The organism is Pseudomonas sp. D1-36, from assembly GCF_051132205.1.
GTDB lineage: Bacteria > Pseudomonadota > Gammaproteobacteria > Pseudomonadales > Pseudomonadaceae > Aquipseudomonas.
In genome coordinates this window covers 1,039,342-1,059,699 of sequence record NZ_CP071674.1, presented here as the reverse complement: position 1 = coordinate 1,059,699, position 20,358 = coordinate 1,039,342, and the positions used below count along the sequence as shown (strand labels likewise).

At 60.1% G+C, this 20,358-nt stretch carries 21 protein-coding genes; 10 read left to right on the top strand and 11 right to left on the bottom strand.

Going from position 1 to position 20,358, the window contains the following annotated elements:
* Positions 1-3: 3 nt before the first annotated feature.
* From cyoA to hmpA, 3 genes are all read right to left on the bottom strand, one after another.
* Entirely contained in the window at positions 4-951 is a 948-nt protein-coding gene (cyoA, locus tag J3P76_RS04730) for a ubiquinol oxidase subunit II (protein ID WP_420765460.1), read from the bottom strand.
* A 787-nt stretch (positions 952-1,738) separates the two neighbouring features.
* Complete coding sequence (locus tag J3P76_RS04725; RefSeq protein WP_420765461.1) at positions 1,739-2,248, bottom strand: disulfide bond formation protein B; 510 nt, start codon at positions 2,246-2,248, stop codon at positions 1,739-1,741.
* Between the two features lie 274 nt (positions 2,249-2,522).
* Positions 2,523-3,704, bottom strand: coding sequence for an NO-inducible flavohemoprotein (gene hmpA, locus J3P76_RS04720; protein ID WP_434675878.1), 1,182 nt, complete (start codon positions 3,702-3,704; stop codon positions 2,523-2,525).
* Between the two features lie 150 nt (positions 3,705-3,854).
* Between hmpA and norR the strand changes: the two genes are divergently transcribed.
* The 5 genes from norR (at position 3,855) to J3P76_RS04695 (ending at position 8,900) form a co-directional block, all read left to right on the top strand.
* Positions 3,855-5,408, top strand: a complete 1,554-nt coding sequence (gene norR, locus J3P76_RS04715) for a nitric oxide reductase transcriptional regulator NorR (protein WP_434675877.1) — start codon at positions 3,855-3,857, stop codon at positions 5,406-5,408.
* 134 nt (positions 5,409-5,542) lie between these two features.
* Positions 5,543-6,445, top strand: coding sequence for a chemotaxis protein CheV (locus J3P76_RS04710; protein ID WP_420765465.1), 903 nt, complete (start codon positions 5,543-5,545; stop codon positions 6,443-6,445).
* Positions 6,446-6,578: 133 nt separating this feature from the next.
* Positions 6,579-6,905 carry a hypothetical protein gene (locus tag J3P76_RS04705; RefSeq protein ID WP_434675876.1) on the top strand — a complete coding sequence of 109 codons (327 nt, stop codon included), beginning with the start codon at positions 6,579-6,581 and terminating at the stop codon, positions 6,903-6,905.
* Positions 6,906-6,981: 76 nt separating this feature from the next.
* Positions 6,982-7,728, top strand: a complete 747-nt coding sequence (locus J3P76_RS04700; RefSeq protein WP_434675875.1) for a YkgJ family cysteine cluster protein — start codon at positions 6,982-6,984, stop codon at positions 7,726-7,728.
* A gap of 200 nt (positions 7,729-7,928) precedes the next feature.
* Positions 7,929-8,900 carry a 2-hydroxyacid dehydrogenase gene (locus J3P76_RS04695; protein ID WP_434675874.1) on the top strand — a complete coding sequence of 324 codons (972 nt, stop codon included), beginning with the start codon at positions 7,929-7,931 and terminating at the stop codon, positions 8,898-8,900.
* A 43-nt stretch (positions 8,901-8,943) separates the two neighbouring features.
* Here J3P76_RS04695 and J3P76_RS04690 read toward each other — a convergent pair whose 3' ends face one another.
* On the bottom strand, positions 8,944-9,846 hold the full coding sequence (locus tag J3P76_RS04690; protein WP_420765469.1) for a DMT family transporter: 903 nt from the start codon (positions 9,844-9,846) through the stop codon (positions 8,944-8,946).
* Positions 9,847-9,982: 136 nt separating this feature from the next.
* On the opposite strand from J3P76_RS04690, the gene J3P76_RS04685 reads away from it, so the two are divergent.
* Positions 9,983-10,858: an AraC family transcriptional regulator gene (locus tag J3P76_RS04685; RefSeq protein ID WP_420765470.1), complete on the top strand. Its 876-nt coding sequence runs from the start codon at positions 9,983-9,985 to the stop codon at positions 10,856-10,858.
* A gap of 61 nt (positions 10,859-10,919) precedes the next feature.
* Here J3P76_RS04685 and J3P76_RS04680 read toward each other — a convergent pair whose 3' ends face one another.
* Positions 10,920-11,330 (bottom strand): HPF/RaiA family ribosome-associated protein, encoded by a 411-nt coding sequence (locus J3P76_RS04680; RefSeq protein ID WP_434675873.1) that lies wholly within the window; start codon positions 11,328-11,330, stop codon positions 10,920-10,922.
* A gap of 507 nt (positions 11,331-11,837) precedes the next feature.
* Here J3P76_RS04680 and J3P76_RS04675 point away from each other — a divergent pair.
* Positions 11,838-12,155 carry a DUF3509 domain-containing protein gene (locus tag J3P76_RS04675; protein WP_420765471.1) on the top strand — a complete coding sequence of 106 codons (318 nt, stop codon included), beginning with the start codon at positions 11,838-11,840 and terminating at the stop codon, positions 12,153-12,155.
* Here the strand turns inward: J3P76_RS04675 and J3P76_RS04670 are convergent.
* Positions 12,152-12,652 (bottom strand): phosphate-starvation-inducible protein PsiE, encoded by a 501-nt coding sequence (locus J3P76_RS04670; RefSeq protein WP_434560577.1) that lies wholly within the window; start codon positions 12,650-12,652, stop codon positions 12,152-12,154. The two genes, J3P76_RS04675 and J3P76_RS04670, sit on opposite strands and share 4 nt — an antisense overlap.
* A gap of 291 nt (positions 12,653-12,943) precedes the next feature.
* Between J3P76_RS04670 and J3P76_RS04665 the strand changes: the two genes are divergently transcribed.
* The gene (locus J3P76_RS04665) at positions 12,944-13,204 is read left to right on the top strand and encodes a YebG family protein (protein WP_003205410.1); all 261 of its coding nucleotides are present in this window, start codon (positions 12,944-12,946) and stop codon (positions 13,202-13,204) included.
* A 76-nt stretch (positions 13,205-13,280) separates the two neighbouring features.
* On the opposite strand, the gene J3P76_RS04660 is transcribed toward J3P76_RS04665, so the two are convergent.
* Positions 13,281-14,300 (bottom strand): Glu/Leu/Phe/Val dehydrogenase dimerization domain-containing protein, encoded by a 1,020-nt coding sequence (locus J3P76_RS04660; RefSeq protein WP_434607708.1) that lies wholly within the window; start codon positions 14,298-14,300, stop codon positions 13,281-13,283.
* A gap of 185 nt (positions 14,301-14,485) precedes the next feature.
* Here J3P76_RS04660 and J3P76_RS04655 point away from each other — a divergent pair, with 185 nt between their 5' ends.
* The gene (locus J3P76_RS04655; RefSeq protein WP_434560581.1) at positions 14,486-15,289 is read left to right on the top strand and encodes a SirB1 family protein; all 804 of its coding nucleotides are present in this window, start codon (positions 14,486-14,488) and stop codon (positions 15,287-15,289) included.
* A gap of 125 nt (positions 15,290-15,414) precedes the next feature.
* Here J3P76_RS04655 and maiA read toward each other — a convergent pair whose 3' ends face one another.
* The 3 genes from maiA to hmgA are packed head-to-tail and all read right to left on the bottom strand — an operon-like array spanning position 15,415 to position 18,675.
* Positions 15,415-16,053, bottom strand: a complete 639-nt coding sequence (gene maiA / locus J3P76_RS04650) for a maleylacetoacetate isomerase (RefSeq protein WP_434701593.1) — start codon at positions 16,051-16,053, stop codon at positions 15,415-15,417.
* A gap of 9 nt (positions 16,054-16,062) precedes the next feature.
* Positions 16,063-17,367: a fumarylacetoacetase gene (fahA, locus tag J3P76_RS04645; protein ID WP_434701592.1), complete on the bottom strand. Its 1,305-nt coding sequence runs from the start codon at positions 17,365-17,367 to the stop codon at positions 16,063-16,065.
* Positions 17,368-17,370: 3 nt separating this feature from the next.
* Positions 17,371-18,675, bottom strand: a complete 1,305-nt coding sequence (gene hmgA / locus J3P76_RS04640; RefSeq protein WP_434675871.1) for a homogentisate 1,2-dioxygenase — start codon at positions 18,673-18,675, stop codon at positions 17,371-17,373.
* 151 nt (positions 18,676-18,826) lie between these two features.
* On the opposite strand from hmgA, the gene J3P76_RS04635 reads away from it, so the two are divergent.
* Entirely contained in the window at positions 18,827-19,648 is an 822-nt protein-coding gene (locus tag J3P76_RS04635; protein WP_434675870.1) for an IclR family transcriptional regulator, read from the top strand.
* Here the strand turns inward: J3P76_RS04635 and J3P76_RS04630 are convergent.
* Positions 19,613-20,314: a hypothetical protein gene (locus J3P76_RS04630; protein WP_434607717.1), complete on the bottom strand. Its 702-nt coding sequence runs from the start codon at positions 20,312-20,314 to the stop codon at positions 19,613-19,615. The two genes, J3P76_RS04635 and J3P76_RS04630, sit on opposite strands and share 36 nt — an antisense overlap.
* Positions 20,315-20,358: the final 44 nt, after the last annotated feature.

Sequence of the window (20,358 nt, the reverse complement as noted above, 5' to 3'; positions counted from 1 at the left end):
CGTTTACTCCTCTGCCCCGGCAGCTGAATGCGAGCTCATGTCCATCCCTTCCATGTTGTGGGCCACTTCCTTCTCTTTCTTCTCGTGATGCATCGGCTTGCCCGGATTCATCCCTTCATACTTATCGATGATGGTCTGGAACAGGTTCGGCGTGACCGACGAGTAGAGTTCGACTGGGTTGTTCTGGCTCGGCTTGGAAAGGGCTTCGTATTCAGCTTTTTCAAGCTGTTTAGGTGCCTTCTTCACTTCGTTTACCCAGGCGTCGAATTCTTCCTGGGTGGTGGCGGTCGCCTTGAACTTCATGCCGGTGAAACCCGCGCCGCTGTAGTTGGCGGAGATACCTTCAAGTTCGGTGTTCTGGTTGGCGATCAGGTGCAGCTTGGTCTGCATGCCGGCCATCGCGTAGATCTGGCCGCCCAGGCCCGGGATGAAGAACGAGTTCATCACGGTGTCGGAGGTGACCTTGAAGTTGATCGGCGTGTGGGCCGGGAACACGATCTTGTTGACCGTGGCGATACCTTGTTCCGGATAGATGAACAGCCACTTCCAGTCCATCGAGACCACTTCAATGGTGATTGGCTTGACGTCGGAATCCAGCGGACGGTACGGGTCCAGTGCGTGGGTCGACTTGTAGGTGATGTAACCCAGGGCAATGATGATCAATACCGGAATGGTCCACACCGCGACTTCGATCTTGGTCGAGTGGGACCATTTCGGGGTGTAGGTGGCACTGGTGTTGGACGCGCGGTATTTCCAGGCGAACAAGAACGTCATGACGATAACCGGCACAACGACCAGCAACATCAGCAGCGTGGCGGTGATGATCAGGTTTCGTTCATCCAGGCCGACCTGGCCCTTGGGATCGAGCAGGGTCATGTTGCAGCCTCCCAGCAGCAACGTGCCGAGCAGCGGCAACAAGCCTAGTAATCGGGGGTACCTGTTTTTACTCATCTCACGACCTCTAAAGCAGCTTGCGCAATGCAGTTGGGTTTTGATCGCCAACACTTCACCCTGCCAAGGGTTGGCATTTTCTTGGATTGAATAAGGGCTGCCCGTCGAACGTCAGCGGCTGTTCGACACATCCCGGGCCAGCAGTGAGTTCTTATTCGTTGGTCAAAGGCCTAGTTCTCAAGCCCAATTCCATTTGGTGCGGGTAGTTGGAGGCACCGACACCTGGGGTCGCATGGGGCGCTGGCGCCCTTCGACCACTCTCGTGCTCAAGCCTGAGCCGGGTCGGAAAATCGGTGCGGGCGATTGTAGTGAGCTGCGGCGTTGGAGACCATGTCTTAACCCGAAATAATTTTTATCCGATCCGGCAACAATCTATCGCCGATATTGCAACGGGCCAGCATGTTATCGAAATACATTCTCAACAAGAACCCCAAAAAACGTAAGGCTACTACGCCCGATTTAGACAGCTGCGTACGTTTTCGCCGGGCTTGCATGACCCGTCAGCGCCCGTTTTACGGGGCCTAGGCGTCACGGCGCTTCGCTGTTAAAAATGCCTGCTTGGAAGATGACAATATTGCGGTCTGGGAGGATAACAGGCCGTTTTTTTGTTACAGGTTGCAGCGTCAATTCACCGCTTGAAAGGAACGCAGAGGCACGATGTGTGACAACGTGTCGCACATCGTCGCAGGGCATTCTTGCTTCGGATCAAGGCGGGTCCCAGACGGCGCCGAAATGAAAAACGCCCCGGGTCTTGGTGAAAAAACCGGGGCGTCTGTGCAGATCGACTCTAGCGTAGGGCTTTGCGATTACGGGACACCAGCAAGGGCACCAGCACGGCGGTCAACACGAATGCCACCAACGCCCACTGCGCCAGCGACAATCCCAGGACAGGGGGATACGGCGTGGAGCAGAAACCATCAACCTGAAAACCCAGCGGGAAGATCTTCGCCAGTGGCAGGTCATCGACAATCGGCTGCAAGACGTCGACGCCACAACTGACCGCCGGAAAGAACTGCGTGTAGACGTGATGCCCCGCCACGCCCGCGCCGGCCAACGCACACAGCACGACCAACCCTTCGAAAATCGTCAGGCTGCGGCGGGTGCGCATGGCCGCACCGATGAAGGCAAAGAGGGCGATCAGCAACAACGCATAGCGTTGCAGGATGCACAGTGGGCATGGCGCCTCACCCAGCACGACCTGCATATACAGCGCGCCGCCGATCAGTGCGAGGCAGATCACCCCCAGCAACACCAGGTAGCGCCGCTCACGGCCCAGGCGCATCATTTGTTCACTCATTGCGTTTCCCTTCATCTGCATGGATCGACGCGCCGCATGACTGTGCTCGGCGCGTTGTCGGATGGCCGAAGTCTACACGCAGATAGTGAACGAGCGGCAGCCGGCAGCATCGAGGGAATAAACAGGAAGGGGGTTAAGCGCGGATTAATTCCAATGGCGCGTCGGCAGAGCTACCGCTATCGCGAGCAGGCTCGCTCCCACAATGTTCATCGCAGCGACACAGTTTTGTGCGCGCCACAATTCCCTGTGGGAGCGAGCTTGCTCGCGATAAAGGCTATTCCAAAGCCGCCGCCGGCCCGAAGAACTCGTAGCGGCTTTGCTCCGCCGGCACGCCCAAGGCCTTGAGATGGCGCTTGATCGCCGCCATGAAACCTTTCGGTCCAAGGAAATAGACGTCCAGGTCACGCTGTTCCGGCAGCCATTGCGCCAGTTGATCCTGGCTCAACAGCCCCACCTTGTCAGCCGCAGGGCTCGTGCCGTCATGCTCGTCGTAGCAATAGAAGCGCTTGAGTTGCGGATGCCGCCCGGCCAGGTCGTCGATCCAGTCGCGGAAGGCATGTACACGGCCGTTGCGCGCGCAGTGGATGAAATGCACCGGGCGTTCGGTTTGCAATGCCGCCTGCAACATCGCCAGGGTCGGAGTGATGCCAACGCCCCCGCTGATCAGCACCAAAGGCTTGTCGCTGTCGGTGAGGTAGAAGTCTCCGGACGGCGGAAACAGCTGGATGCCGCTGCCGATCGGGAAATGGTCGTGCAGGTAGTTGGACACCCGGCCACCCGCCTCGCGCTTGACGCTGATGCGGTACCGACCATTGTCAGCAAGCGCCGACAAGGAATAGTTGCGGCGTACTTCCTCGCCATCCAGGAGCAGCTTCATGCCGATGTACTGGCCTGGCTCCGCTTGCAGGATGGGCCCCTTGTCTGCCGGCTCGAAGTAGAACGAAGTGATTTCCGCGCTCTCCTGTACCTTGTCGACCAGGATAAACGCCCGCTCACCGCGCCAGCCACCCGGTGCCGCGGCCTTCTGGTCATACAGGCCAGCTTCGGAACCGATCAGGATATCGGCCAATTGGTTATAGGCGGCGCCCCATGCCGAAATCACTTCAGGCGTGGCGATTTCTTCGCCCAGCACCTCGGCAATCGCCCGCAGCAGGCAGGCGCCGACAATCGGGTAATGCTCGGGTTGAATCTGCAAGGCGACATGCTTATTGACGATTTTCGCCACCAGGTCGCCCAGTTGGTCGAGCTGATCGATATGCCGGGCGTACATCAGCACGCCATTGGCCAGCGCCCGAGGCTGGTCGCCGCTGGCTTGGTGAGCCTGATTGAACAGTGGGCGCACTTGTGGATATTCGGACAACATCATGCGGTAGAAATGAGTGATGAGCGCTTCCCCGCCGCTCTCGAGCAACGGAACGGTGGAACGAATGATGGCGCGCTGTTCTTGACTCAGCATGGGTAAACCCCTCACGTGACATAGATAACTGATATCTTGTTTATCACATTCCATGCCAGAAAATTTATGCTTGTTTTTCAGTAAGTTGAAAACAACATAGTCATAAAGACACGGCAGCGTTTATAGTCATTACGACCAGATGGAGTCATTATGACCGCGACCTCCCTGCTAACGTCACTGCTGCCACTGGTGGCAGACCTCTCCCGCGAGCTGCCGGAGGGCGAGCGCTACCGCCGCTTGCTCGGCGCCCTGCGCGCCCTGCTGCCGTGCGATGCCGCCGCGCTGTTGCGCCTGGATGGGGATTGCCTCGTGCCGCTGGCGGTGGATGGCTTGAGTACCGATACGCTGGGGCGCCGGTTCCGCATCAGCGAACACCCCCGCTTCGAGGCATTGCTAGGCAATCCGCTACCCACTCGCTTTGCAACCGACAGCGACCTGCCCGACCCTTACGATGGGCTGGTCGAAGGCTTGGACGAGCATCTGGAAGTGCATGACTGCATGGGTTGCCCGCTGTTCGTCGATGAGCAGCCGTGGGGCTTGCTGACGCTGGACTCGCTGGACCCGGAACGCTTTGAGCCTATCGACCTGAGCGCCTTGCAAGCCTTCGCCAGCCTCGCCGCGGCCACGGTCAGCGCTGCCGAACGTATCGAGCGGCTGGCCTTGAAGGCTGAAGACGAGCATCACCGCGCCGAGGTCTATCGTCAGGCGAGCGGCCAGCAGCATCGCGACATGGTCGGCCAAAGCAAGGCCCACAAACGCCTGGTGGAGGAAATCAAGCTCGTGGGTGGCAGCGACCTGACGGTGCTGATCACCGGCGAAACCGGGGTCGGCAAGGAATTGGTCGCCCAAGCCATTCACGCCGCCTCCAACCGTGCCGACCAGCCGATGATCAGCCTCAATTGTGCCGCCCTTCCGGATACCCTGGTGGAGAGCGAGCTGTTTGGCCATGTACGCGGTGCTTTCACCGGTGCCACCAACGACCGTCGGGGCAAGTTCGAACTGGCCGATGGCGGCACGTTGTTCCTCGATGAGGTGGGCGAGCTGTCCTTGACTGTCCAGGCCAAATTATTGCGCGTCCTGCAAAGTGGGCAGTTGCAACGCCTGGGCTCGGACAAGGAACACCGCGTCGACGTGCGTCTGATCGCGGCCACCAATCGCGACCTCGCCAAAGAAGTGCGCAACGGCCGTTACCGGGCCGATTTCTATCATCGACTGAGTGTGTACCCGCTACAGGTGCCCGCGCTGCGCGACCGCGGACGCGACGTGCTGCTTCTTGCCGGTTTTTTCCTCGAGCAGAACCGTTCACGCATGGGCCTGGGCAGCCTGCGCTTGACCAGCGACGCCCAAGCCGCACTCCTGGCCTACGATTGGCCTGGCAACGTGCGCGAGCTGGAACACCTGATCGGTCGCAGCGCGTTGAAAGCTTTGGGCAACCATCCGGTACGACCGAAAATCCTCAGCTTGAGCGCCAATGACCTTGACTTGCCCCATGCCGCGCCGAAAGACCTTCCTACCGCCGGCCCAGCATCCACTTGCACGGTGCCGGTGACAGGGGATTTACGCCAGGCCACGGAGAACTACCAGCGGCAGATGATCAACGCCTGCCTGGAACGCCATCAGCATAACTGGGCCAGCGCGGCCCGTGAGCTGGGCCTGGACCGGGCCAATCTGGGACGAATGGCGAAGCGGCTGGGCTTGAAGTAGCGACACGCCCGCCCTGGTAATCGGCCATCTATGGCTTTCGCCCTAAAGCCTGCCCTCAACACGTCGATAACCCGTTATCAAAAGCTGTCTTGGCGATGTTCGCGCTCGCCCCACCTTTTCAACAGAAGGTTTTTATGTCCTCCAACAAAGCCCGCGCAGATTCTCTTTCGCTTCTGCTCTTTACCTTGCGCAGCGGCAAGCTGATGGCGATCAACCTGCTCAAGGTCAGTGAAATCATTCCCTGTCCGCCCCTGACCAAGCTGCCGGAGTCGCATCCGCACGTCAAAGGCATCGCCACGCTGCGCGGGGCATCGTTGTCGGTGATCGACCTGAGCCGTGCCATCGGCGAGCGGCCGCTCGAAGACCCGGACGGCGGCTGCCTGATCGTGACGGACGTCAGCCGCTCCAAACAAGGGCTGCACGTACAGGCGGTGAGCAAGATCGTCCATTGCCTGACGACAGACATCAAGCCACCGCCCTACGGCTCTGGCGGCGTACGGGCGTTCATTACCGGCGTGACCTCGGTGGATGGCACCTTGGTGCAGGTGTTGGATATCGAAAAAGTCATCCACGGCATCGCCCCGGCGCAAATCGAGACAGCGCCGACCGAGCTGAGCATGGAAGACGCCGAAGTGCTCGGCGATGCTCGAATTCTGGTGGTCGACGACAGCCAGGTCGCGTTGCAACAATCGGTGCATACCCTGCGCAACCTGGGCCTGCAATGCCACACCGCACGCAGCGCCAAGGAAGCCATTGACTGCCTGCTGGAACTGCAAGGCACCGCACAGGAGATCAACCTGATCGTTTCGGACATCGAGATGTCGGAGATGGATGGCTACGCCCTCACTCGGACCCTGCGCGAAACGCCCGATTTCGCGCATATCTACGTGCTGCTGCACACGTCGCTCGACAGCGCGATGAACAGCGAAAAAGCCCGGCTGGCCGGCGCCAACGGCGTACTCACCAAGTTCTCTTCGCCCGAACTGACCAAATGCCTGATCACGGCGGCCAAGGCCGTTGCCGAACAAGGTCGTTGATTTCACCGGCGCCGATCGCAGGTTTCGTTGTCGCTTTTAGGCACAACGAGACCGCGATCAGCCTCGATAACAGCCCTCTCTTGCAACCTCAGGCATACTCTTGTTTTGGCATCCCAGTACAAGGATTTTCCTGATGAAAGCCCCTACCCTGATTCTTTTCGCCCTGGCCGCGGTGTCTTCGCAGGTTCATGCATCGAGCTCCGATGCCTGGGCCGCCTACGACAAAAAAGTGCTCGCCAGCTGCGTCAAGGCCAGTGGATTGAAGAACGCCGAACCGGTCGGCACCGCCGCTCAATTCGACGACCGGGTCGGCTACACCGCGCTGTTGCTGCAAGGCCAGTACCCTCAGAAACACATGAACGGCGCCACCGGCACCGAGCTGTGCCTTTACCGCAAGAAAACCAAGACCGCGGTCGTGACCGAATGGGACTCGATCCGTCCGGCCGGTCCTGCCCGGTGACTGGCGCATAATTTGCTACGCAGGGCTCAGCCGGCGTTTTTCCGACGCCTTCCAGCCTTTCCCATTCGGTCAGTCAATGAACACAACGTTTTCCTGTGTAGGGTGTGGTAAATGCTGCACCGGTCACCACGTCCCCCTGACCCTCGACGAGGCGCGGATGTGGGCCAATGATGGCGGCCAGGTGATCGTCCTGGCCGAGGCCTTCCTGCCCAATGGCCTCGGCTTGCCGGTGGCTCAACGCGAACATGCCGAACGCCGTTCCACCGTCGTGCGCAGTGGCACGAGCGAAGCCCTGGTGGCGATCACCTTCGCCGCTTATAACGCCGGCCCCTGCCATAACCTGGACGCCGACAATCTTTGCCGTATCTACGAACGCCGCCCCCTGGTGTGTCGTATCTATCCCATGGAAATCAACCCGCATATCCCGCTCAATCCCGCCGCCAAGGATTGCCCGCCGGAGTCGTGGGAAACGGGCCCGAAGTTAATCATCGGTGGGGAGCTGGTTGACCCGGAACTGGCCGGGCTGATCGCTCGTTCACGCCAGGCCGATCGTGACGAAATCGGCACCAAGGCGCGCATATGCGCGTCCCTGGGCATCCACACCACTGCGCTGAAAGGCGACGGGTTTACCGCGTATCTGCCGGACATGGCGGCCTTTGCCGTGGCTATCGACCAGGCCCGTTTGCAGCCACTGGAGCAGCAAGCCGAGTGGCAGTTCCACTTGTCGGGAGATGATATCGCCAGCCAGGTCACGGCCAGTGGCGCAAGCGTGGTCACCGAGGCACCGGCCAATTACGCCTTCATTTCCCTGCGGGCCGCCTGATTTCGTAGAGACTACCAGTGGGAGCGAGCTTGCTCGCGATGGCGATATCTTTGCCAAGCTCCCGGTGCCTGATGCACCGCTATCGCGAGCAAGCTCGCCCCCATAAAGGACTTGCGCTGCTGCGATTACTCCCCGCCTCTCGCCTAACCCGCGCCAAGAATGTTAGCGTGCTTGGTATCCCATGCAGAGAGCCTTGCACGATGAAAAAAACCGTACTTGCCTTCAGCCGTATCACGCCTCCCATGATCGAGCGCCTGCGACAGGACTTCGACGTGATCGTGCCCAACCCAGCGAACGGCGACATCAACGCGCAGTTCAACGAAGCCCTGCCCCACGTCCACGGACTGATCGGTGTCGGTCGCAAGCTTGGCCGCGAGCAACTGCAGAACGCGACGAAACTGGAAGTGGTTTCCAGCGTGTCGGTGGGTTACGACAATTATGACCTGGCGTATTTCAACGAACGCGGGATCATGCTCACCAATACCCCCGACGTGCTCACTGAAAGCACGGCCGACCTGGCCTTCGCCCTGCTGATGAGCAGCGCCCGCCGCGTCGCTGAACTGGACGCCTGGACCAAGGCCGGACAGTGGCAGGCGTCAGTCGGGCCGCAGCTGTTCGGCAGCGATGTGCACGGCAAGACTCTGGGCATCGTCGGCATGGGCAACATTGGCGCGGCCATCGCCCGGCGTGGTCGACTGGGCTTCAACATGCCAATCCTGTACAGCGGGAACAGCCGCAAGGTTGATCTGGAAAATCAGCTGGGCGCGCAATTCCGCTCCCTGGACCAGTTGCTGGCCGAAGCGGACTTCGTCTGCCTCGTGGTGCCCTTGAGCGAGAAGACCCGCCACCTGATAGGCCAACGCGAGCTGGCCCTGATGAAACCGAGCGCTATCCTGGTCAACATCTCCCGGGGCCCCGTGGTGGACGAGCCGGCGTTGATCGAAGCCTTGCAGAACAACCGCATTCGCGGCGCCGGGCTGGATGTCTATGAAAAAGAGCCACTGGCCGCTTCGCCGCTGTTCCAGTTGAAGAATGCGGTGACTTTGCCCCATATCGGCTCGGCTACTCACGAAACCCGTGAGGCCATGGCCAATCTCGCTGTGGAAAACTTGCGCAGCGCCTTGATGGGCGATCGACCGGCGAACCTGGTCAACCCGCAAGTCTGGAAATAAACACACTCCAGGCCCGCCCCAGCGGGCCTGCATCCTTGCCCGCTCAGCGGGCACCCAAGGCAACCTTCATAGCGACCGGGCGCACTTTGCGAAACACCAGCACATTGCCCAGCATCACGAACAGCAGCCCAACCAGCGCTGGCGCCGTCCATTGATAGCCTTCGGCGAATGCCGAGACGTTCAGCGCCACCACCGGGAACAGGACCGTGCAATACGCTGCTCGCTCTGGCCCCATGCGGCCGACCAAGGTCAGGTAGGCGGTAAAACCGATGACCGAGCCCGGGATCACCAAGTACAGCAGCGAGCCGACATATCGCACGTTCCATTCCATGTCGAATGGTATGCCGTTGAACAGGCACCATACCGCCAGCATCGTCGCCCCATATGCCATGCCCCATGCATTGGTGGTCAACGGCTTGAGGCCGGCCTTCTGTTGCAAGCTCGAAAGCATGTTGCCCGCCGAGAAACACAAGGTGCCCAGCAGCGCCAACCCCAACCCTAGCAACGTCTGCGGGCTTGCGCTGTGGCCAGCCAGTTCCGGCCAGAACAGCAGCCCCAATCCCAACAATCCCAAGGCTCCGCCCAGCAAGACATTACGGGCGATCCGCTGGCCGAAGAACACCCGGGCATTCAGAGCGTTCCAGAGGGTTGCGGTGGAGAACACCACGGCGATCAGCCCACTGGGAATCCACTGGCTCGCGGTGAGGAAACACATGAAGTTGACGCAGAACAGGCACAGCCCCTGCGCAACGCAAATCAGGTGGCCGCGCCGGTTCATCACTTGCAGGCGCCGGCTGAGCAACAGCATTACAAACAGGATCAGCGCTGCAAGACCGAAGCGGTAGACAATCGACACAGGGATGGCAACGACGCCTAGCTGCAACTTCAGGGCGATCCAGGTAGTGCCCCATATGAGCACGGTGAGCAGATACAACGAAAGGTTCATGACGGTAACTCCTGGCATTGGCCTCCAGTGTCATGCCGACACCTGCCCCGCGCTTGCGCAAACTTGCGGTTTTTACCGGTGACGGGCTGGCACCGGGCTTTCGACAGAGTAGGATGCAAGCGTTGGAGAACCGATCATGGCCACGCTGCAAACCCTACAAGTCTTCCAAGCCCTCAACAGCTCGCCCAATGCTCGCCTCGAGCACAGCGCCGAGCTCGGTGACGGCATGGCGGCTGCCTTGTGGAGCAATCATCACGACGCCCGGGATTACGAGGCGCCGACTCACCATACCCTGTCATGCTACATCGCCGGTGGCACCGGTACGTTTCGTCGCGAGCGGCCCGATACCACCGGGGCGCCGGGCAAGCTCTGCGTCTTGCCGGCCGGGCATGAGTCGGCGTGGGTCATCAATGGCGATATCCGTCTTGCCCATCTGTATTTCAGTTCCGAACAATTTGCCGTCGGTTGCGTCACTTTGCTCGACCGCGAACCCCGGCAGGTGCAGTTGCACGAGGCGACCTTCCTTGACGACCCACAGCAAGCGCGGCGCTTTCATCAGTTGATCAGCCTGAACTGGGAAGAGCCCGCCGAACGCCTGCTCTGCACCAGCCTGGCCCACGACCTGCTCGGTCATCTGCTGCTCAGCCAGGTCAGCCCGCGCCAGGGGCTGCGCTTGAAGGGAGGGTTGGCGCCTCATCAACGGCGTCTGCTGGTGGACTACATCGACAGTCATCTGGGCGAGGCCGTCAGCCTTGGGCAACTGGCAGCCCTGTGTGCCTTGTCCGAATACCATTTCGCCAGGATGTTTCGCGAGAGCTTTGGGCTCCCGCCCCATCAGTATCTGCTGGCGCGGCGCCTTTCACGGGCGCGACACCTGCTGCGCACCACCCCACAGCCGTTGGGCGACGTGGCGCTGGCCTGCGGATTCGCCAGCGCCAGTCATTTCGCCAATCGCTTTCGCCAGTCCCTGGGCGCGACGCCCGGAGAATATCGACAGGCATTTTTGCGCTGAACGTAAACGGGCCTGCGATTGCAGGCCCGTTTTCAGTCAGACGTCTCGATAGACGGAAGGATCAGCCGTTGAGCGCGGCTCGTTCGTTTTCCAGGAATTCTTCCTCCAGCATTGCATCGGCCAGGGCAATCGATTCTGTCTGGCCATTGCCGGCGCCACGCTTGCCGCGTAATTTTCCGAACAGATGCTCCAGCTTATGTTCCAGCTTGGTGGCAGCACCTTCGATGGCAAGTTCCAGCGATTCAGCCTTGTGTGTCACCGAAATTGGCTGATGGCCTTTTGGCCGGGCTTCAAGCTGGCATCGCAAATCGTGGGGACCAGGCTTGTCGCCGTTCTCATCCCCCAAATGAACCTCGACCCGTGTCAGGTCTTCTTCGTAACGTTCGAGCGTGCTTTCAATGGTAGTACGTACCCACTCCTCCAGTCGGATGCTGCTTTGAATATGGTTATCGCTGTTGACTTGGATTTGCATAGTTCATCCCTTATTTCGGCTAGCTCGCCAGGGGCCCATCGACGTTAGCGCAACGGCCCCTTGAATACAGAGTCGGGCTGGCAGCGGAACAATTCAAGCCCCAAAAAAAGATAAATATTCATTTGCAAATAAAGCCGGACAATCGCCAGAAGCGCTGTTAATGTCGGGAGTTGCCTCGCCACGCATCCCTCCCGACAATCCTCTCTTTAGCCTGCACCGCAAGGGAACATCCGCCCCTCGTTGCCCTGAAAAGGGCTACGCCCAGACCTGCATCGCAGAGCATTCGCCAGCCCGCCCCCCGGCTCATTGGTCCGAAGTTATTCCGGCATGCGCCTTGCAAACTTCATGGCGGAGCTGCCGCAGGCAGGGATCTACCGATCCATCGCCTGCCCGGCCCCTCGATTGCTGGATGAACACGAACATGGAATGGCCGACGGTCCGGTGTTGCGAACTAATCCCGATCAAGGCCGGTCAACAACTGCACGTTCAATCAGGCGGTGACGCATCATGGACAATCCTTTTCAGATCATTACGGACGCCTTCGCGCCGCAATACCAAATCAACTTGAGCATCCAGGGCCTGGATGGCAGCATCATGCTGACCCTGTCCAAGGGCGGGCGCATCGTCGCCAAGCGCATGATCAGCGCCCAGCAACGCAACGATCCGGAACGGCTTCGACGCCTGGTGCAAAGCATCCAGTTCGGCATTGCCATCGAACAGGGCCATAGCGCCGTAGCGATTCTCGAGGCCATGACCGGCGGCGACAACATCAAGGTGCCACCACCGCAATCACAAGGCCCGGCACCCTCCGCTGTCGGCGTTTAGATCTCGCCTTTCTCAACCTCCGAATGCTCGCTGGAACCCGCACCGATCTTGCGGTGCGGATGTTCGATCTTTACCGACGGAAACTGCGACGAGGCGTAGCGCACCACCAGAATCGCAAACGCCAGCAACAAAATGCCGCCGCACAGGTAGATGATTCCCAGGTCCGGCGGGCTGTGGTGGGAGACGTTGGAAATCAACAGTCGCGTCAGCGCGGTGATTGCCACGTAGATCAGGAAACGCACCGGCATGTGGTTGGTCTTGAAGTAAATCCCGACCATTGCCCCCAGTTCCAGATAGATGAACAACAGCAAGATATCGTCGATCTTGATGTGCCCCACCTCGATCATCTGCATAAACTCCATCACCGCCGCCCAGGCGGTCACCGCACCGATGGCGAACAACGCCAGGTAATGGAACGTCTCGACGAACAGGTTGCCCAGGGATTCGGCCAGTTGATGCACGTTCTGGCGCAGGTTCTCGGCCCAGTTGATTTTCACGATGTAGTTTCCTTAGGTCGACTCGACCGGATGATGCGGGATGGACGTGACGGTTTTCTGCATGCAGAAAAAAGGCCATTGTCAGAGATGAGATGGCGATGGGCTGGTATTCGACACGTGCCGACCTGAATCGGCCACGCCGAGCACCAACATGGCGTGCGCGACAAGTCTGGAAACCGGTCTACATTAAAAAGCCACTACCCAAAGGGAAAGGATTCGCTTATTCTTTGCCCTGTATATAAATACAGTAGTCACACAGACAAACCAATGTGAAGGCATGTGAGGTGGTGAATGGCCGTCGAAGTGGTATACCGCAGCAGCCGAGATCTGGAGCGCTTGTTCATGGATAAAGCCGAAGCTGACCGTCATGACAAAATGCTGGAGCTCGCCGAATTGCTGGCCGAGGTGTTGCAAAAAGCCGTTCCATCGCTGAGCGAGCAACAGGTGGAGGAAGCAGGAATCTACATGGCGAAGAATCGCGATGTATTCGCCAAGGCATTCAAGAGCCAGCCGGACGCCCTGTCCGAATTGCTCAATCCGTCGGACGAATGAACCAACAGATCGCAGCCTTCGGCAGCGCGTGCATTAGATATTCCATGCACACGCTGTCGAAGGCTGCGATCTTTTTTTATCGGTACAACAAACGCTCCGCCAATTCGTCGGCCACTCGGGCCGGCGAGCGTTTTTCCGCCTGGGCGTGGGCGTAGACTTCCGTGAGCCGCGCACCGATCTTCGACAGGTGCGCGGTGATGGTTGGCAATTCTTCACCGCGGTGCTTCAGGGCGACGTAGATCAGGCCGCCTGAGTTGATGACGTAGTCCGGGGCATAAAGGATCCCGCGCCTTTCCAGCTGATCAGCGACTTGCAGATTGCTCAATTGATTATGAGCCGAGCCCGCCACCGCCGAGCAGCGCAGTTGCGCCACGCTGTGGCTGTTCAACACGCCGCCGAGACCGCACGGCGCCAGGATGTCGCAAGGGGTACTGAGCAAGGCATCGTTGGCAATGGGATGGGCGCCCAATTGTTCCATTGCCAATTGGACCTTGCCGGGATCGATGTCGCTGACCAGCAATTCCGCGCCCGCTGCGTGCAGTTGTTCGGCCAGGGCATAACCGACATTGCCCAGGCCCTGGATGGCAACCCGCAGGCTCTCCAGGTTATCGCTGCCCAGGCGGGCCATGGCCGTGGCACGGATGCCGGCGAAAACGCCCATCGCCGCGTGGGGCGCCGGGTCTCCCGCGGCGGTGGTGCTAGTGACATGACGGGTCTGCTGGGCAATACAATCCATGTCGGCCACGGACGTGCCGCTGTCGATGGCGGTGATGTAGCGTCCGTCCAACTGCTCGATGCAGCGCCCGAAGGCTTCGAACAGTGCGGCCCGGCTGTCGACATGCGCCGGACGCATGATGACCGCCACTCCCCCACCCACCGGCAAACCAGCCAAGGCGGCTTTATAGCTCATGCCTTGGGCCAGGCGCACCGCATCCGCCACGGCACTTTCGTCGTCGGGGTAGGAAAGATAACGACAGCCACCCAGGGCAGGCCCCGGACGGCTGCAATGAATGGCAATCACCGCCTTCAACCCGCTTGCCGGGTCTACGCTCAAGTGCAGCGATTCAAGGCGGGAGCTTTGCATGAGAGCAAACATCGACAGGCTCCCGAATCACTTTTGTCTGTTTCGCCAGTATAGGCGCGCGGTCGAAATTTGCTGGAGCACGCCGGAATAAGCCCAAGTGTCGCGCAGCTTTTTAGGCATAACCTGTTACTGCGTATTTGCGAGACTGGACGAAAAGCCACGGCAGAGCTAAAACGAGGCATAGTCCGGAGACTGTGATGAAGCCGCGCCAAGCCTTTTTTGACTGTCTGCACCGTTCCCCACCGGCGTTGTTCGAAGCCGCGCTATGGATTGCCGCCGAACACGATCGAGAAGTGGACGTACCGGCGTTGCTGCAGGTGTTTCAGGAGCTGCAACGGCACGTCAGCCATGGCCTGCCCATGCTGCCGGCCAGCGAACTGGGCCAACCGTTGCTTCGACGCCTCAATGACCTGGGTTTCGCACAGGACGACTCCGCCCCGCTACGCCCTCGCGCGGCGTTGCTGGACAAGGTCCTGGCGCGCAAGCACGGCCAGCCGCTAGCCCTGGGCCTGATAGCCTTGGAACTGGCTCGCGGCTTGGAAATCCCGCTGGCGGGCGTCAACTTTCCCGGCCATTTCCTGTTGCGGGTGCCCGGCGCCGATCATCTGCTCGACCCATGCGGTGGCCGTCGGTTGTACCCCAACGATTGCCGGGAATTACTGCAACGCCAATATGGCCCGAACCTGCAGCTCAAGGCTGAACATCTGATCAATGCCGAGCCGATGCAAATGCTGCAACGGTTGTCGCGCAACCTGCGGCAATTGCATCTGGCCAATGATGATTACATTGCGGCACTGATCGACGCCGAACGCGTCTTGGAAATGGGCAACGCCAACGCCGCCGACTACCTGGCGCGCGCCAGCCTCTATCAACGGCTCGACTGCCCCAACGCCGAACGTTTTGACCTTGAGCATGCCTTGATGCTCAGTGAAGATCCAATTCAACGGCTGCGCTTGACCGAGCGACTGGGGCATCTGCCGCCCAATTCGATTGTGCATTGAACGGGCTTTTTGAATCTTGATGATTGTTGTATCGCCATAGCGAGCTCCCACGAAGGGCTTGGGTCTGGCGTGCCCTGTGTGGGAGCGAGCTTGCTCGCGACGGCGATAGGCCGCCTTATGCCAAATCAGGCAGGGGTATCGGGCTGGTTCGCCGGATGCGCCCGCGTAAAGGCCTCATGCCCAGCCGCCAACGCCGCGATACGGCGGATCCGCGGGTAGGCTTGCAATGAAACATTGAACCGCTCGGCGGCGTACAGCTGCGGGATCAGGTACACATCCGCCACGCCAGGCAATTCGCCGAAACAGTAGCCGTTGTCACCAATCAATTGCTCCACCGCCGTCAGCCCCTGGCTGATCCAGTCCGCGATCCACTCAGTCACCTGCGTTTCATCGTGTCCCCATTTGCGCAGCTTGTTGAGCACGCTGACGTTGTGCAGGGGATGGATATCGCAACCGATCAGCGCCGCGACGCCACGTTCATGGGCGCGGGTCGCAAGGTCGCCGCTGAACAGCGGCACCTGTGGATAACGTTCCTCCAGGTATTCGATGATGGCCGGCGATTGCACCAGCAGCGCCCCCTCATCGGTGCGCAGCGCCGGTACCCGCCCCTGTGGATTGATTGCCAGGTACGCCGGCTGGCGATGCTCGCCCCCCGGCGCGGCGATCAGGTTGACGGGCAGGGCCTGGTAATCCAGGCCCTTGAGCGCCAAGGCAATACGCACCCGGTAGGACGAAGTGGAACGGTAATACGTATAGAGCTCCATTCCCATGCCTCACCGTGCCGACAGGATCTTGCCGCGGCACTCGCCGAAGCCGATGGACGCGACGCCCTCGCGGCTGCAACGGGCGCGCAGGATGATTTCATCGCCATCTTCCAGGAACTTGCGGACTTCGCCAGATGCCAGTTCGATCGGCTTCTTCCCGCCCTCGGTGATTTCCAGCAGGCTGCCAAACTGACCGCTTTGCGGTCCCGACAGCGTACCCGAGCCAAACAGATCGCCCGCTTGCAACTGGCAGCCGTTGACGCTGTGGTGCGCAACCATTTGCGCCACCGTCCAGTACATGTATTGGGTATTGCTCAGGGTCAGTCGATGAGCCGGCAGGTTCTGCTCACGCATGGCTTCGGTCAGCAGCAGCACTTCCAACTCGATGTCGAATGCCCCTTCAGCCTGGTCACGTTTGTCCAGCAAGTACGGCAACGGTTGCGGATCGCCCTCGGGACGCGTTGGCTGCGGACGGCGGAACGGTTCGAGGGCTTCGGCGGTCACGACCCATGGCGAGACACTGGTCAGGAAGCTCTTCGACAGGAACGGCCCCAGTGGCTGGTATTCCCAGGCCTGGATATCCCGGGCCGACCAATCGTTGAGCAGGCAGAAACCGGCAATGTGCTCGGCCGCGTCGCCGATGGCGATCGGCTCGCCAAGGGCGTTGCCTTTGCCGATCCAGATCCCCAGTTCCAGCTCGTAGTCCAACCGCGCGCAGGGGCCGAACGTTGGCTCGGCCTGCCCAGCCGGCAAGGTCTGGCCCTTCGGGCGGCGTACATCGGTGCCCGACGGCCGGACCGTCGAGGCACGTCCGTGGTAACCGATGGGAACGTATTTGTAGTTAGGCAGCAGCGGATTGTCCGGCCGGAATAGCTTGCCGACATTTTGCGCGTGCTCAATGCCGACGTAGAAATCCGTGTAGTCGTTGATTTTCGCCGGCAGGTGCATCTGGCAGCTCGCTGCCAGTGGCAGCAGCTTTTCACCCTGGGCCACGATCTCGTCCCGCCGAGGGCTGCCCTCGCGCAGCAACTCCAGCAACTGTTCACGCAAGGCAACGCGGGCGCCACGGCCGAGGTCGAAGAACGCATTCAACTGGCCGTCTTCCATCGCCAGGATGGCTTCGCCCGCAGCGCCGTCGAACAGGCCTGCTTGCAGCGCCGCCTGCAAGTCGAAAATCCGATCGCCGATGGCAACGCCGCTGCGCGGGGATTCGCCAGCCGGACTGAAAATACCCAGCGGCAGGTTCTGCAAGGGAAAGTCGGCATGGCCGTTGGCGGAGTCGACCCAGCTACGGGTGGATGAAACTTGAGTCATGGATTATCTCCGGGTCGGGTCAAAGGTGACCGGCAACGAGGCCCAGCAGGCATCGTAGTCCGTTTGCAATTGTGGGCAGTCCAAGGCGAAACGGCTCGGGCGCAGCACTTGGCTGGTCTCGAACATGAACGCCATGGTGTTGTCGATTTTTGCCGGTTTGAGTTCGGCATTGATGGCCTTGGTGCAAGTTTCGCCGTCGGGACCATGGGCGCTCATGCAGCTGTGCAGCGACGCGCCTCCCGGCAGGAAACCTTCAGCCTTGGCATCGTAGGCGCCCTGGATCAGCCCCATGAATTCATTCATCAGATTGCGGTGGAACCAAGGTGGACGGAAGGTATTCTCGGCCACCATCCAGCGCGGCGGGAAAATCACGAAATCGAGATTTGCCAAGCCATGGACGCTGGTGGGCGACGTCAGCACGGTAAAAATCGACGGGTCCGGATGGTCGAAGCTGACCGTGCCGATAGTGTTGAAACGGCGTAGATCATATTTATATGGCACGTTGTTGCCATGCCAGGCCACCACGTCCAACGGCGAATGGTCCAGTTCGCAGGTCCACAGCTCCCCGAGAAATTTCTGGATCAACGTAGTGGGTTGGGCGAGATTTTCGTATTGAGCGACCGGCGACAGGAAATCCCTCGGGTTAGCCAGGCCATTGCTGCCGATGGGCCCCAGGTCCGGCAGGCGCAACGGCGCACCATGGTTTTCGGCGATATAACCGCGAGCCTGGGCGTCGAGCAATTCGATGCGGAATTTCAAGCCACGGGGCAATACGGCGATTTCCAAGGGCGCCAGTTCCAGCACGCCCAACTCGGTGGCAATCCGCAACCGCCCTGATTGCGGCACGACCAGCCATTCGCCGTCGGCATTGAAGAAAACCCGCTCCATGGAACGGTTGGCCCGGTAGTGATAAATACTGATGCCAGCCGGTTTGTCCGCGCCAGCGTTGGCGGCCATGCGCACCAGGCCGTCGATGAAATCGGTCGGTTCGCCGGGAATTTCGAGGGGGCTCCAGCGCAGGCGATTCGGCGTGACCTCGCCCAGCGGGCCGCCGGCCATCTGATGTTCCAACCTGGTAAAGGCCGGATGGTTGGCCGATGGCCGGATGCGGTACATCCAGGTTCGCCGCGCTTCGCTGCGGGCCATGGTGAAGGCGGTACCGGAAAACAATTCGGCATACAGCCCGTACGGCGCTTTTTGCGGCGAGTTCTGGCCAACCGGCAAGGCGCCAGGCAGCGCTTCGCTGGAAAATTCGTTACCGAAGCCAGACTGATAAAGCACGTCCGACGGCGTGGAATCGAGGTTCATGGAGCCTCCTGAGATGCGGCCCGTCACTCAATGAAAAACTTGAGGCGTACCGGGTTGTTTTTATCGTAATCAAATTACGCACAACGTAATTTGCTCGGCGACGACCGTCAAGCTATAAAGACGCCCATTCGCCCTACGGACCCGAACCTCCATGGAAAACCCGCCCGGCAACGGTAAACAGAAAGTCCGCTCCGCTGAGGTCGGCACCGATATCCTCAAGGCCTTGGCCGAGCTGTCGCCGTCCACGTCGCTGTCGCGCCTGGCCGAACACGTGCAAATGCCCGCCAGCAAGGTCCATCGTTATCTTCAGGCGTTGATCGCCAGCGGATTTGCCGAACAGAACACAGCCACCAATCACTACGGCCTGGGTCGCGAGGCCTTGCGCGTGGGCTTGGCGGCGTTGAATGGCATGGATGTATTGCAGGTGGCAGCCCTGCCCTTGGCCGAGTTGCGCGATGACTTGAACGAAACCTGTTTCCTGGCGGTATGGGGTAACCACGGTGCAACGGTGGTGCGGATCGAGCCCGCCGTGCGGGCCGTGACCGTGGTGACGCAACTGGGCTCGGTACTCCCTTTGCTCAGCTCATCCACCGGGCTGGTTTTCAGCGCCTATCTGCCGGAGCGCGAGACCATCGAGTTGCGCGACCAGGAAGTACGCGCCACCCACGGCCATGTCCTGGCCGACGAGCAGGCCTATGCAACGCTGTGCGAACACATCCGCAATCGTGGCCTGCATCATGTGCATGGTTTGCTGATGCCCGGAGTGGATGCGTTGTCCGCACCCGTGTTCAACGCCATGGGCGACGTCGCGGCGGTGATCACGATTGTCGGCCCGACATCGCTGTTCCACGCCGATGAGAACGGCCCGGCGGCGCAGCGCCTGTTGGCGGCGACCCGGGCCGTGAGCTGGCGCATGGGCTACGAGGGCGCCCCGGGATCAGCCCAGCAAGTGCGGCACGATCCGGATCAGTAGGTCGTTGAGGTGGCCAGTGGTCAGCTGCGGATGAGCGTGCCTGGCTTCCCCGCTGAAGGCCACCGTGTACACGGCCTGATGGTCGCCCTTGGCATGAAAGGGAATATTGTCATCATCGAAGTGAGCCAAGAGATAGTCCGCCAACTTCTGCGATGAGGTTATCACCCGGCCGCCAAGACCGTCGGGCGCAAAACCGGTGACATAGGTTTCATTCAGGTCGATGCCTGGCAGGTGGTCCTTCAGGATCGACTCAAGGTCCGCAACGGCGAGTGACTTCAGGCCAGGCCGGGATAGATCCATCGAGGGACCGTCAGTCAGGCTGGAGACGATATCGATGACGATCCTCTCAAAACCGATCACGTCCAATCCCTTGATCCGATCCTCAGCGGCGAAAGAATAACGCTTGCTGAAGACTTCACTAACACCTTGGGTGTAGTGAGGGGCAAGTTGTTTTTCAACGCAAGCCAGCGCTTCATCAAACAAGGTGACGGAAGAAACCACCTCGGCGCCAGAAACATCAGTCAGCGTGTTCAAATAATTGTTGTGGGGATTGACTTCCAGCCCTTCCAGGGCCTCTCCCAATAACACCTGCACAGCGAAGTCCACTCGCGTTTTCTTGAGGGCGACGAGCCTTTGCGAATGTGAAGCAAACAATGGAGCGTACATAAAACTTCCTTGTTCTGTATCGAATCAAACTTCCCGTTCGATTC